The following is a 12111-nucleotide window of genomic DNA, read 5'->3' as shown; positions in this document are numbered from 1 at the left end:
GCGGCATCCGTCCGTGATGTCGCAGGCCGACTCCGGATCACGAGCGGAAGCGCCGCCCGCCGACGAGAAGCGCGTCCTGAGCCGGTCAGTTGTAGCCCGGCATGGGCGGGCGCGACAAGGGCACGCGCCGCCTCGTAGTCGTCGGAGACGTACGGCCGTCGCCCGACGTCGCACGTTCCGCACATCCCCGACGGGCGCAGCTCACTGAGATCGGGATACGGCGTAGGCGGCAGCCGCCGTCATTGAGTGTCGGATGAGCGCTTCCCATTTCCATGCGCATCGGCATTTCTGCTTGGTGGGCCCTGCGCCGCGCCTGGGAGCCAGCAGGGCCCACCAGCCGTATTCGTCACGGGCCCCTCCTGGCACTGCCCGGCCGTGGCGGGGGCGGTTTCCCCTGGCATGTGGCCGAACCAGGGGGACCTGGACCGGGGCGGGCCTTCGCGGGGAGCCTTGCCATACCTCGCGATCGCCTACCAGGCCGACTCCACCTTGCCGCCATCCTCATCTGGGCACGCCGACGTTGCCACCGAGAACCCTGCCCCGTTGGGTGAGATCGTCCGCAGCTCACCGAAGGGCTCACCGAACGTGGCTGGCAGCCTCAGGTGATCGAAGTCGCTCCACTCTCCGCGCGCCTCAACGTCACCGACCCCCGCGCCGGAACCCAGGAGGCGTGCGAGGTGGATGTGCTGGAGGAAGTATTCACCCGGCCGGCCGTCTCCTGTGCGTATGGGCCCGTGCTCGCGGAGGAAGACGTGATCGGCGCCAGGGTCCGAGCGCTGGCCGAACGCGGCGTGGCTCGTGATGCTTTGGATGTTTTCGCCGCCTCGCGCCGATGGCCTACGACCGACCTTGAGGAATTCGGCCGTCGCCATGCCCGCGAGCGATTCGACCTGGAATCTCTCCAGACCCGGCTGACCGCTGTCGCCTATGACGCGGAACTCGAGGCTTACGGCGCGACTCCCGAACTGATCGACGATCTGATGGCCTGGGCCCAGGAGTGGGCCGACGACCTCGGCTGCCGACTACTTCGCGACCAAAACCTGGATTAGACGCAGCAGTCGCGTGTCGTGCCTCGCCGGGCGCGGAGTCAGCCACCGATGATCAACACGGGCGCTCTATCGACGGCCCTCAGTCGCCTGCCATCGTGTCCAACCCGTACGCCCAGCCAATCCTTAGCGCGGCAGACCTCTCGGAGGGGCACACCTGTTTTCGGCGCGTCGGCCCAGGTCGCGTGCGTGTCCAGGTACAGCCGCCCGAACTAACCGACCTTGTCTGCTCGTCCGACGGCATCATCCATGGGGACTTGCCGGCGAAAGGGATCCCTGCGACCCCTCGGTCCCGTCCCCTTTGGTGCCCGCAGCCGGTTGGCTGCGGGCACCCACCCGTCGTCGCGCTACTGGCGCGTGAGTGAGCGGTCCCTGCCCGCCGATCACAGCGCGGGCGGCGCGGTGCGTCAGGCCGCGGTCTTCAGGAAGGCAGTCAAGCTGTCCAGGAGCATGGTGGTGCCCTGCTCGGCGAGGTCGCGTTCGTCGGGGGTGTCGGAGGTCTGGCTCACCACGACGCGTGTCTGCTGAGCACTCTGCTCGACGAGTTCGACGGTCATGACTGCCGGCTCGTTCTTCCCCGGTACGTCCATGCCAATCACTAGACGCTGATTCTCATCGACCTCGGAGTAGGAGCCGGTCAGCGGGAACTGGCCGCCGTCCGGGGTGACAATCGTTGCCTTCCATGCCCCGCCCGGCCGCACGTCCATCTCGACGGACCCGGGAGCGGCATAGGCCCACTGCGCGTAGGACTCCGCGGTCGTCCAGGCACTCCAGACCCTCGCCACAGGAGCTTCCAACATCCGTTCCACTGTGTAGGAGAAACGCTCGGCCGTCGTCTGTTCTGCGGTCACTTTGTGCTCCCTGGCTCGCTCGTGCGGGTCGTCGTACTGCAGACAAGGACAGATGCAAAAAGTCATCGGTCATCCGCGCCCCTTCTGAGCAGGGACAGAAGAAGAGGGACCGGCCCGAAGCCAAACGATGTCGGGTACCGGCACACATCCGCTTGGCGAGGTTGCGGTGGGCTGAGACCTCCACGGCGCCGAGGACGGCGGTTCTCGTAGGCGGCGGTGGTGGCGGGGTTCCATCGGTAGATGCGGAAGCCCAGCGTGGGTGCGGACGAGCCTTCCTCGCCCACACCGGGTCCGGACCACGTCAGACGGCAGTACGCCTGCTTCACCGAACACGTCGGCGCCTGACCGAGCGCCTCCTCCGCCATCCCGCTCGCGACCACACTGCCCCGCCCCCCGAGGCCTGGGCCTCAGACACGTCGGCGCGGTTGCGGTGAAGCGGGAGGCCTACCCCAACGACCTCGGGGACGACCGGGCGCTGACCTGTGCCGCACCGTCGCCCTGCGGATGATCTGGAACGAAGCCGCCTTCCCCGGTCGACAGCGTCGTACACACCAGCGGTTTCCGCAGCGGAGCCCGGGGCCCAGTTCACCTCTTCAGGGATTTCCCCATGCGGCCTGTTGGTGCTGCGGCATGGTCGGTGTCGGCGCCCCGCTCAGGGAGCGCGTCCGCACGACTGGAGGGGCGGGCTATGGGGGATGGCGAGCGGGAGACCTGGACGGCGGACGAGTTCGGCACCTCCCACACGGGAGCCGTTGGCGTGCTCCTGGCCGACGGCACAGTCCCGCCTCCCGTTTACCTCGACATGAGTTCGGGTGGCGGCGGCCATCGGGTGTCCCAACGGGACGTCTACGACGGCCACACCGGAGGGACGCCGCGTGCGGTCGCCCTGCGCGCGGTGTGCTCGTGCGGCTGGAACGGCCCGGAGCAGCGCCTGGACTGGGAGCAGATCGACGACCAGGACCTGCAAGGACGGGGGAGCGGGGGCGACGGACACCTGTATGCGGGACTGGGATGCGCACACCGCCGAGGTGGAACGGTCGGCCGTCCCTCTTCCGGAGTCCATCATGGCTCTGCCGTCCCAGCTGGAGGCGGAGATCGAGACGCTGGCCAAGTCGCCGCCGCCGGCGGCCGTTCGGGCGGCCCGCCGTCTTGAGGTGGTCGCGACGCAGACCGCATACTGGCCGGCCCACGAAGCCCGCAAGGACGCCGACCCCGAGCAGGCTGCCGCCGCGCTGGGCCTGGACGAGAGTGGGGCACGGCAGTTGCTAGCCCGCTTCGCCCGCTGGAGCACCTACAGCTGAGCGTGCACCCGCGCCGTAGGGACACGAGTTGTGTCCTCGTGGGCCTCGCGTCCGGTCCGTCACTCCCCCCGTGGTGACGGACCAGATGTCCATACTGCAGGTCACCGGCGATGGTGCGGCTGCGGGCACGGATCCTAGGACTTGCACCGAAGGTGAGACGACGCGGTGCTCCCACCTCAGGACGTGGCACCTTTTTGCTATCCCCGATGACCCAGGCAAGAACCGCCCAGCACGCTGCGCCGACGCGGAGCCAACACACCCGAAGGCGCGTTGAACGGTCCGGAAAGGCCATTGACCTCATGGTCCACCGGCGAGGACTTCCGCCTCATTCTTGTTGCGATGGGGAGATCGCTCTGAGCTGCAAGACTGCAGGCGGATGAGAGATGTCTTGAGGTGTTCCTTCCGCGCCTAAAAGGCTTTGACCTGTAGTGCTGCAGGTTGGGATGAGAATTCCGCAGATTTATTGAGAATTCTTTTATGCGCCGTGCAGTGCCGGCTCGAGCCACAGGGGCCTCCACCCCTTGATCCGGATGTTGGGCGATGAGCGGCACCACATCGCCCGCCTTGGTCGCCGCGGACGGCAACACCGTGTGGCAGCGCGTCTCGTCGGCGACCGGCGTCCGTCCCCGACTAACCTTTCACTGTGCGCCAGGTTGCTGCTCGTTCGGATCGGCTCACAGGCAGCCTGCCCCGAGGGAGTGGACGCGCCGCTGCCACGTGTCGCAGGGAAGCGGACAGCTCAGGTCAGCGCACCGCCTGCACGCCTCGCGCGCGACCTGCTCTGCCTCTCCACTGCTCGGTGGCGTAGACGACTTCACCAACGACACACTGAAGGAAGGCAGCAACAGAGGTCGGAAAGGCGGCAGCAGGCGTGGTGTGGTCACACTGCGCATGGATGGGGACCCGGCCACTGCATGAAATTGCCGGAGGATCGCATGACACAACCGACAGTTCCCTCAGGCGGCGCACCCGTGGACGTCGAAGGCGGGGCGCAGCGGCCGTTCTCTGAGCACGCGGCCATGGCCAGGGCGTATCCCGGCGGCAGGATGACCGTGGGCGCCATCACGCCCCTGGAGGGTTTCGACGGGCCCGTGCCGTCCCTGGCCGGGCACATCGAGCGGATCCAGCAGGCCGAGCGGGCCGGCTTCGCCTCGGTGTGGGTCCGTGACGTGCCGCTGCTGGACCCGAGCTTCGGGGACGCCGGGCAGGTCTTCGACCCATGGGTGTACCTGGGACAGCTCACCGCCTGCACCACCTCGATCACGCTGGGGACCGCCAGCATCGTCATGCCGCTGCGGCATCCATTGCACACCGCCAAGGCGGCCGCCTCGGTGGACCAGCTGTCAGGCGGACGGCTCCTGCTCGGGGTGGCCACCGGTGACCGGCCCGTGGAGTTCCCGGCCTTCGGTCAGGACCTGGGCGGCCGGGCCGAGAGGTTCCGGCAGTCGCTGGAGTACTTCCGTGTCGTCCTCGAGCACCGTTTCCCGCACGTGGAGTCGCCGCTCGGCCAGATGCGCGACACCGATCTGCTGCCCAAGCCGGTGTACCGGCGGATCCCCGTACTGATGACGGGACACGGCAGGCAGGACGTCCGGTGGATCGCCGGCAACACGGACGGCTGGCTGTACTACACCCCGCCGCTCCAGCAGCAGGCCGAGAACATCGAGCGGTGGCGGGAGCTGACCCGCAGTGACGGCGATGGGTTCAAGCCGTACGCCCAGGCCACCTATCTGGACCTGGCCGAGGACCCGATGGCCCTGCCGCGGCGCATCCACCAGGGCTTCTCGGTGGGCCGGGTGTCGTTCCTCGCGATGATGCGGGCCTGGCAGGACATCGGCATCGACCAGCTGATGATCAACTTCAAGCACAGCCGCCGCCCGGTCGCCGAAGTGATCGACGAACTGGCCGAGCACGTGCTGCCGCACTTCCCGCCCGGGCGCTCCGGAGCGCGCGGCGAGCCCCGGCGGTCCGCGGAGCGGACCGGGCCCTGAGGGAGTGCGACCTCCGGCGCCCCTGTGTGGCAGGGCCGGTTCACTCCAGGCCGGCCCCGGACGGCCGCTCCTGGGCGTAGTCACACGTGCCCTCCGCCTGGAACTGCAGGGCCGCCCTGGTCACCTCCGCGCCGAGGCCGCGCAATTGGTCCGCGACCGCCTGGTCGGTGAGGCGTCCGTCGCCATCGAAGACCCGGGAGGACCGCGGGACCGCGAACACCAGCGGCACAGCCCAGCCGCGCAGCGACCGGACGATGAACTCCATCGCATTGATCGCCTGCAGGCCCTGCACTCCACCGGCGGTCGCCAGCATCCCCACGGGTGTGTTGCTCAGGTAGGGCGGGTCGTGGTCGGCCAAGAGGGCGAGCCAGTCCACCGCGTTCTTGAAGGCGCCGCTGACCGAACCGTGGTACGTCGGGCTGCTCCACAGTAGGGCGTCGGCGGCATGCACGGTGTCCGCAAACCAGCGAGCGGACGCTGGGATCCCGTGCTCGGAGGTGTAGAACGGAAGATCCAGCCGCTTGAGGTCGATCACCTGGGTTTCGGCGCCCGCCTCGGCAGCCCCCTCGACCGCCACACACAGTGCGGTGAGGCTGGTCGACGGGGTGCGCAGCGAACCCCCCATTCCGACGACGAGCGGGGGGCGCGCCATCCTGTCCACTCCTTCAGAGTATCTCCAGGGGTGTGGGGCCGCCGGGCGGCGGGAACGCCTCGTCGAGGGCGTCGAGCGCCTCGGTGGGAAGGTGGAGGTCCACCGCGCCGCGGATCTCCCGAATGTGGTCGGGTGATCCGGAACGCGGGATCGCGGCCGTCCCCTGTGTCAGCACCCAGGCGAGTGCCACCTGGGCCGGCGTGGCTCCGAGGGCCCGGGCCACGGCACCCAGAGCCTCGACCTTCAGCAGCCGCCCCTGCTCGATCGGGGAGTAGGCCATGACCGTCACCCCGGCCTCGCGGCACCAGGGGAGCAGATCCCACTCGACGCCGCGCCGGGAGAGGTTGTACAGCACCTGGTCGACGGCCACCGCGTCGCCGCCGGGAAGGGCGGTCAGCTCGACCATGTCGGCGACGTCCAGATTGCTCACGCCCCAGTAACGGATCTTCTCCGCCTCCATCAGGTCGGTGAATCCCGCAAGGGTCTCCTCGAGTGGCCACCGTCCCCGCCAGTGCAGCAGGTAGAGGTCCAGCCGTTCCGCACGGAGCCGCCGCAGGCTGCCCTCGCAGGCGGCGACGGTGCCCTTCCGGTGAGCCAGGCCGTGTCTTCTCCTGATCGAGCCGGGTGAAGGTCAGATGGTGGATGGCCGCCGGCGCAGGAACTCGGCATCTACCCGCACGCCGAGTTGGGGCAGGACGACACGTCGCGCCCTCAACTGTGGCCCTTCAACGAGCTACGGACGCGCAGTGCACGCAGGTTTTCGCCGCCGGGCGAACTTCGAGGCGCTCCGTCGGGATCGGCTCACCGCATTGCTCGCAGCGCCCGTAGTCGCCTCTCTCCAACCGTTCCAGGGCGCGATCGAGATCGTTCAGATGCTCGCGCGACAGGGAAAGCAGAGCGGTGACGTGAGCCCGCTCGAAGGCCGTGCTCGCCCCCTCCGGGTCGTGTTCGTCGTCAATGGCCACCAGCGCGTTCGCCTCGACGATCCCTTCGAACTCACGGCTAAGGGCGGATATCTGCTGCAGCGTGGCGACACGGTCGGCCGCGAGCAGAGCCCGCATCGACTCGCCCTGGGACACGGGAAAAGCGGCATTGGTGCATTGATGGCCCATATCGGAGGAAACCTCATTGTCTTGTGCCGAATTCCCGGCTGCTCGGGCGACGGCGGCCTCAGCGACGACGTGGGCGGCCACGCTGGTACTGCTTGGGCCACGGGACGTCGTCACCGAGCACCTGGGCCGCGCGGAGCGGCCAGGTCGGGTTGCGCAGCAGTTCGCGCGCGAGCATGATCGCGTCGGCCGAGCGGTCCACGAGGATCTGGTCGGCCTGCTCCGGTGCGGTGATCAGGCCGACCGCGGAGACGGGCAGGGCCGCGCCCTCGCGGACGGTTCGGGCGAAGGGCACCTGGTAGCCGGGCTCCACTTCGATACGGGCGTTGTGGACGAGCCCGCCGCTGGTGACGTCCACCAGATCGACGCCGTGGGCCACCAGGTGCCGCGACAGCTCGACCGTCTCCTCCGGGGTCCAGCCGCCGTCGGCCCAGTCCGTGGCCGAGAAGCGTACGAACAGCGGGCGGTCCTGCGGCCACTGCGCCCGTACGGCGTCGGTGACCTGGACCAGGAAACGGCTGCGCCCGTCGAGATCGCCTCCGTACTCGTCGCTGCGGTGGTTGGACAGCGGTGACAGGAACTGGTGCAGCAGATAGCCGTGCGCGGCGTGGATCTCCAGGACCTCGAAGCCGGCGGACAGCGCCCGCCCGGCGGCCTCGCCGAAGGCCCGGACCAAAGCCCGGATGTCGTCCGCGCCGAGCTCCCGCGGGGCCGGCCAGTCGCCGAATGGCAGCGGTGACGGTGCGACCGTCTGCCATCCTCCGGCCTCCGGTTCGACGTACACGTCACCCTCCCACGGCGGTGCCGTCGACGCCTTGCGGCCAGCATGGGAGATCTGGATGCCGGCAATGGCTCCCTGCCCGTGGACGAAGTCGGTAATCCGCTTGTACGCGGCGGCCTGCCCGTCATCCCAGATGCCGGCGTCGGAAGGGGTGATCCGGCCCTCAGGTTCCACTGCCGTGGCCTCCTGCATGACCAGGCCGGACCCGCCGCGTGCCAGGGAGCCGAGATGGACCAGATGCCAGTCCTGCGGATAGCCGTCGACCGAGCTGTACTGGCACATGGGGGCCACCCAGGCCCGGTTTGGGAAGGTCGTGCCGCGGAGGGTCAGCGGCGAGAAGAGACGGCTCATCGCAGGCCTCGCAGGAGGAAGTGGGACGCCGGGTGCCCCGCAGCCGTCGAGCCGTGACGGCCTGGGTTCCTGCGGGGCGCCCCGCACGGTGGCTACATCCGAGTACCCCTGGCCGCCCGTGGCACACACCACCGGCCAGGCGTGCTCACCCGCGCGGATGTCCGGGCACGTGGCGGTCCCGAGCCGTGGTCACGTGCGCACGTGGGTCGTCGTCCTGATCCACAAGTAGGTGTTTTCCAACCTGATGCCGCGTCGGCGAGCAGCTCGTCGAGCGATGCCGCGTGGGGCTCTGGTTGCCCTACCTGGCTTCCTGCGGCAGGGTCCACGTCACTCCGGGATCTCTTCCATCCGGTGCTGCGGAGCGTCCCGCCGCCGAACGAGGGGAGAGCCCTCTGAGTGGGTGGTGTGGGCGCTGGTGTGACCTCGCCACCCACCCCAACCGATGAGGGCGCACCGTCCCAAACTGGTCGCTGCGCAGACGCCTGGGCTGATCGCGGACGGCCGTGCGTCGTGCCGCGCTGGGTGTGACATCCCGGCCACCACATGTCGAAGACACCCCCGCTCGATCGCGAGGGCGAAGCGACGCCTGGTGCACGAGTGCTTGAGGCGGCCGCTGGAACTGGTGGCGAGGCGGGTCAGAGGAAATGCAGGTGCCGACTCATGGGCCGTGCGGGCAGCATGCCCGCATGTCTACCGAAGTCAGCGGGATGATCGAGTGCCGCCCTGGTGCCCGCCTCTGGGGCCCCGACGACGAGGACTCCGTGTGGCACGCTGCCATCGACCTCTTCCTGCTCAACAACGGCAACGCCTACGACGCCCTCGCCTGCATCTTCGGTATCCGGAACTCCTTCGGCTTCCGCCCTCTGACCGAAGGCCGCGGCTTTCCGAGCGACGCGTCTGAGGATCTGCAGACCGGATACGCCGCGTACGGCCCACCTCCTGACGTCCACGGCACAACATGGATCACGTGGGCCGAGCTTGCCTCCACCGACTGGCAGGAGACAGACAGCTCCGGCACGCGAAGCCGAGAATCGGTCGCCGGAGACAAAACCCACTGGGGGCCGGTCTGGAGCGTGATGCGGACACTCAGCGAACTCCACGGAGCAGACAACGTGCGACTCGTTGCCTGGTTCCACTGACCCGTGGCTTTGCTCACGGGTAGCGGCTCTGGCTCAGGTTGCGTGATCCGTTCACTGTGGGTGACCTCCGAACTCTCGTCTCCGCCATGGGAAGTTGCCTCAAAACGAGCACTGGCAGGAGTGACTGGGCCAAGAGGTTGGGGCTGTGAATGAGATCTTGCTCCGGCTGGAGAAGTTTCTGTTCGCGTCGATCGCGGACGTCGCGGTGCTGTCGGTTGACATGAATATCGCGAAAGTGCGTGTTGGTGTGCGGTGCACCGCCGCGGGTGCCTCGTGTCCGAGGTGCGGGGCTTGGTCGGCCCAGGTTCATGGCTCTTACCCGCGGTTTCCCGCTGATGTTCCGAGTGCAGGACGAAGCGTCGTGCTCCAGCTACGGGTTCGCCGATTTACCTGCCGGAACGCCGAGTGTGGACGCCGCACGTTCGTCGAGCAGATACGCGGTCTGACCCGAAGGCATGGCTAGCGGACCGAGCGCCTCCGCTCGACCCTGGCCGCGATCGGTCTCGCTCCCGCGGGTCGGGCCGGCGCCCGTCTGGCCGACATCGGGGGTGCACCGGTCAGCCACAGCACCGTTCTGCGGCTGGTCGACGCGCTTCCCGAGCTGGAGGTGCCCGCTCCGCTGGTGATCGGCGTCGATGAGTACGCCACCCGCAAGAGCCGCCACTACGGCACGGTCCTCGTCGACGTGGAAACCCGCCGACCGATTGACCTGCTGCCCGACCGGGAGTCGTCGAGCCTGGCTGCATGGTCTCAACTGCCCACAAGGCCAAGGGACGGGAAGCCAAGGGACGGGAATGGGTGCGGGGGAGGATCGCGGACGACCTTACTCCGCCGAAGGATCCGCGTTCCTGTACCACGTAGCGCGCCAGGCCTGGGGTGGGGCTCGCCTCCCAACTCACCGCGAAACCGTATTCGGTCGGGACGACAGTGACTCCGGTGACGGCGGAAGGCGGGGCGAGGTCCCCGCGTGAGCCGCTTGATATCGAACATGTCGAAGGTACAACCCGAGATATTGAGAGCATTCGTGGAGCGCCTGGGTGGTGCCGGCGAGCGCTGCTGGGGTGTCGAGGGCGGTGCCGTGGATGTTCGGGGACGGCAGCAGTGGCTCGTCGGTGCAGGCGGCCGGTCGCTCTGTCACAGTCTGCTGACATGATCGTCCGAACAGCGCGGACGAGAGGGCGGGAATGGACCTGGCGGTGGAACAGGCGGCGCGGGAGATCACGGCGGAGGTCGTGGCCCAGGCACCGGAGGGCTGGACGGAGTGTGTGCTGCGGGGGCACGGAAGCCGGACGAGCGTCGGCCTGTCCGGCGGTGGGTACGTGGTGCCCAGCCGTCCGGGCTTCTTCTCCGGGACGCCGTTCCCGCACGAGAGCCTCACCTCACTAGTGTCCTGGTTCCGTGACAGCCACGGCTGGGAGGCCATCGTCCTGGAGTTGACCTGCCGCCCGGCGGGCGCCTTCGAGCTGGTGGTGTTCCGGGACGATCTGCGGCCCGGCGCCGGCCCTCAGGACGGTTGGACGCTGACCGTCGACCCCGCCTTCCAACCGTCCGAACCGGGAGCGGCCGACGGCCCAGAACCGTCCGAGTTGCGCCAGGCCGGAGACCCGGCGGAGGCGGTCGAGCGGCTGCAGGCCGTGCTCAGGCAGCACGCAGAAGACGTCGGCACGACACCGGAGATGCCGGCGCCTGTCACAGAGGCTCAGCTCGCCGCCGCCGAACGCCACCTCGGCCGGCCGCTGCCCCCGGACCTGCGAGCGCTCTACCTGGAGGCAGACGGGGACGGCGGTAGCGAGGCGCTGGCCGGGTACTGCTGGCTTCCGCTCGACGGGGCCCTGGCCGAGCACGACGACTACATCCAAGTCCCGACCTGGTTCGGCTGGGAGCTCGGCTGGCGCCAGGTAATCTTCGACGCCGACCCGCCGAACACGGTGCGCCGTTGCTCAGGGCATCCAGGCTGGCTTCCCTTCGCCACCTGGTTCGACGGCAACTACTTCGCCGTGGACCTCGCGCCCGCCGCGCACGGCCGCCCCGGCCAGGTGATCGAGGTCGGCCGCGACTTCAACGACGGCCCCCGCTACGTCGCTTCCTCCGTCACCGCCTGGCTCGGCCAGGCCCTGGGCCAGCCCGATCCGCACGCCCCACAGCAGACCGGAGACAACACGCGCCAGCTGGTGATCTCAGCCCTGGAAGAACCGCTCTCACCGAGCGTCCAGGCGATCCACCTCAACGACGCCCCCTCAGCCGTCGACCTCACCCCGCTCTCCGCCACCCCGCACCTGCGGCGCCTGCACCTCAACCGCTGCGCCACCACCGACCTGTCCCCAATCGCCGCACTCCCCGTCGAGGACCTGGCCATCGACCTCACCCCCGAGGCCGACCTCACCCCACTCGCCCGCCACCCGCACCTCGCCTCACTCGCCGTCGGCTCCGAGACACTGATCGACCTCGCCCCGCTGCGCACCCTCCCCGCGCTGCGTGCCCTCGACCTGTCCCGTTGCCCCGCGCCGGACTTGGCGTTGCTGGCCGACCTCACCGGCCTTCGCTACCTCGCCCTCTCCGCCACCCAGTGGACAGCCCTGATCGCCGCTGACCGCCTCCCCACCCACCTTGCCGCCGCGCGCCTGGCCGGAGCCCCGCCCCTCGCCGCCGCCCTCGACCTTCTCGCTGCCCTCGGTGCCGACACCTCCACGGCCTACCGCCTCTCCGGCCGGGTCGAGGACGCCTCCTGACGCTGTGCCCGAGAGGCCGTTGCGACCACTTGCGCGGGCTCTGTCCAGGGCCCAGCAGGCGGCGACTGCCGGCCCCACGCTGCACGGTCATGGCGGGGCCTTCCGGGGACCATCCCCGCACATGCGGGGATGGTCCCCGCCTGCTCTGCCTCGCCGGACGC

General features: G+C 69.2%; 11 protein-coding genes and 1 pseudogene. 7 read left to right on the top strand and 5 right to left on the bottom strand.

Going from position 1 to position 12111, the window contains the following annotated elements:
- Window positions 1–602: 602 nt before the first annotated feature.
- Window positions 603–1049 carry a hypothetical protein gene (locus OG199_RS04675; RefSeq protein WP_405828143.1) on the top strand — a complete coding sequence of 149 codons (447 nt, stop codon included), beginning with the start codon at window positions 603–605 and terminating at the stop codon, window positions 1047–1049.
- A 404-nt stretch (window positions 1050–1453) separates the two neighbouring features.
- Here the strand turns inward: OG199_RS04675 and OG199_RS04670 are convergent, their stop codons facing one another.
- Complete coding sequence (locus OG199_RS04670; protein ID WP_405828142.1) at window positions 1454–1897, bottom strand: SRPBCC domain-containing protein; 444 nt, start codon at window positions 1895–1897, stop codon at window positions 1454–1456.
- A 998-nt stretch (window positions 1898–2895) separates the two neighbouring features.
- Here OG199_RS04670 and OG199_RS04665 point away from each other — a divergent pair.
- Both OG199_RS04665 and OG199_RS04660 read left to right on the top strand, forming a co-directional pair.
- On the top strand, window positions 2896–3198 hold the full coding sequence (locus OG199_RS04665; RefSeq protein WP_405828140.1) for a hypothetical protein: 303 nt from the start codon (window positions 2896–2898) through the stop codon (window positions 3196–3198).
- Between the two features lie 935 nt (window positions 3199–4133).
- A complete protein-coding gene (locus OG199_RS04660; protein WP_401810524.1) occupies window positions 4134–5189 on the top strand; it encodes an LLM class oxidoreductase in 1056 nt (351 codons plus the stop codon).
- Between the two features lie 40 nt (window positions 5190–5229).
- Here the strand turns inward: OG199_RS04660 and OG199_RS04655 are convergent, their stop codons facing one another.
- The 4 genes from OG199_RS04655 to OG199_RS04640 all read right to left on the bottom strand — a co-directional run bounded on the left by OG199_RS04655 (window position 5230) and on the right by OG199_RS04640 (window position 8082).
- On the bottom strand, window positions 5230–5841 hold the full coding sequence (locus OG199_RS04655) for an NADPH-dependent FMN reductase (protein WP_401810525.1): 612 nt from the start codon (window positions 5839–5841) through the stop codon (window positions 5230–5232).
- 13 nt (window positions 5842–5854) lie between these two features.
- Complete coding sequence (locus tag OG199_RS04650; RefSeq protein WP_405834428.1) at window positions 5855–6439, bottom strand: aldo/keto reductase; 585 nt, start codon at window positions 6437–6439, stop codon at window positions 5855–5857.
- Between the two features lie 127 nt (window positions 6440–6566).
- Window positions 6567–6953: a TraR/DksA family transcriptional regulator gene (locus OG199_RS04645; protein WP_405834426.1), complete on the bottom strand. Its 387-nt coding sequence runs from the start codon at window positions 6951–6953 to the stop codon at window positions 6567–6569.
- A gap of 58 nt (window positions 6954–7011) precedes the next feature.
- Window positions 7012–8082, bottom strand: a complete 1071-nt coding sequence (locus tag OG199_RS04640) for an NADH:flavin oxidoreductase/NADH oxidase (RefSeq protein ID WP_401810526.1) — start codon at window positions 8080–8082, stop codon at window positions 7012–7014.
- A 686-nt stretch (window positions 8083–8768) separates the two neighbouring features.
- Between OG199_RS04640 and OG199_RS04635 the strand changes: the two genes are divergently transcribed.
- The 4 genes and pseudogenes from OG199_RS04635 (at window position 8769) to OG199_RS04620 (ending at window position 11950) form a co-directional block, all read left to right on the top strand.
- Window positions 8769–9221, top strand: a complete 453-nt coding sequence (locus OG199_RS04635; protein WP_405828137.1) for a hypothetical protein — start codon at window positions 8769–8771, stop codon at window positions 9219–9221.
- A gap of 220 nt (window positions 9222–9441) precedes the next feature.
- Complete coding sequence (locus OG199_RS04630) at window positions 9442–9684, top strand: transposase family protein (protein ID WP_405834424.1); 243 nt, start codon at window positions 9442–9444, stop codon at window positions 9682–9684.
- Window positions 9685–9828: 144 nt separating this feature from the next.
- A pseudogene (locus OG199_RS04625) lies at window positions 9829–9918 on the top strand (hypothetical protein); the annotation flags it as partial.
- Window positions 9919–10405: 487 nt separating this feature from the next.
- Entirely contained in the window at window positions 10406–11950 is a 1545-nt protein-coding gene (locus OG199_RS04620; RefSeq protein ID WP_405828135.1) for an SMI1/KNR4 family protein, read from the top strand.
- The last annotated feature ends 161 nt before the right edge of the window (window positions 11951–12111 follow it).

Origin of the sequence: Streptomyces sp. NBC_01176 (assembly GCF_045039825.1) — a bacterium.
Lineage (GTDB): Bacteria > Actinomycetota > Actinomycetes > Streptomycetales > Streptomycetaceae > Streptomyces.
Note: the sequence above shows the minus strand (reverse complement) of the source record. Positions and strands in the feature narration are given on the sequence as shown.

Excerpts from the sequence above, each read along its gene's own strand:
- OG199_RS04655 (WP_401810525.1), bottom strand. The coding sequence starts at position 5,841 with ATGGCGCGCCCCCCGCTCGTCGTCGGAATGGGGGGTTCGCTGCGCACC.
- OG199_RS04645 (WP_405834426.1), bottom strand. The coding sequence starts at position 6,953 with ATGGGCCATCAATGCACCAATGCCGCTTTTCCCGTGTCCCAGGGCGAG.
- OG199_RS04665 (WP_405828140.1), top strand. The coding sequence starts at position 2,896 with ATGCGGGACTGGGATGCGCACACCGCCGAGGTGGAACGGTCGGCCGTC.
- OG199_RS04630 (WP_405834424.1), top strand. The coding sequence starts at position 9,442 with ATGAATATCGCGAAAGTGCGTGTTGGTGTGCGGTGCACCGCCGCGGGT.
- OG199_RS04660 (WP_401810524.1), top strand. The coding sequence starts at position 4,134 with ATGACACAACCGACAGTTCCCTCAGGCGGCGCACCCGTGGACGTCGAA.
- OG199_RS04635 (WP_405828137.1), top strand. The coding sequence starts at position 8,769 with ATGTCTACCGAAGTCAGCGGGATGATCGAGTGCCGCCCTGGTGCCCGC.
- OG199_RS04640 (WP_401810526.1), bottom strand. The coding sequence starts at position 8,082 with ATGAGCCGTCTCTTCTCGCCGCTGACCCTCCGCGGCACGACCTTCCCA.
- OG199_RS04620 (WP_405828135.1), top strand. The coding sequence starts at position 10,406 with ATGGACCTGGCGGTGGAACAGGCGGCGCGGGAGATCACGGCGGAGGTC.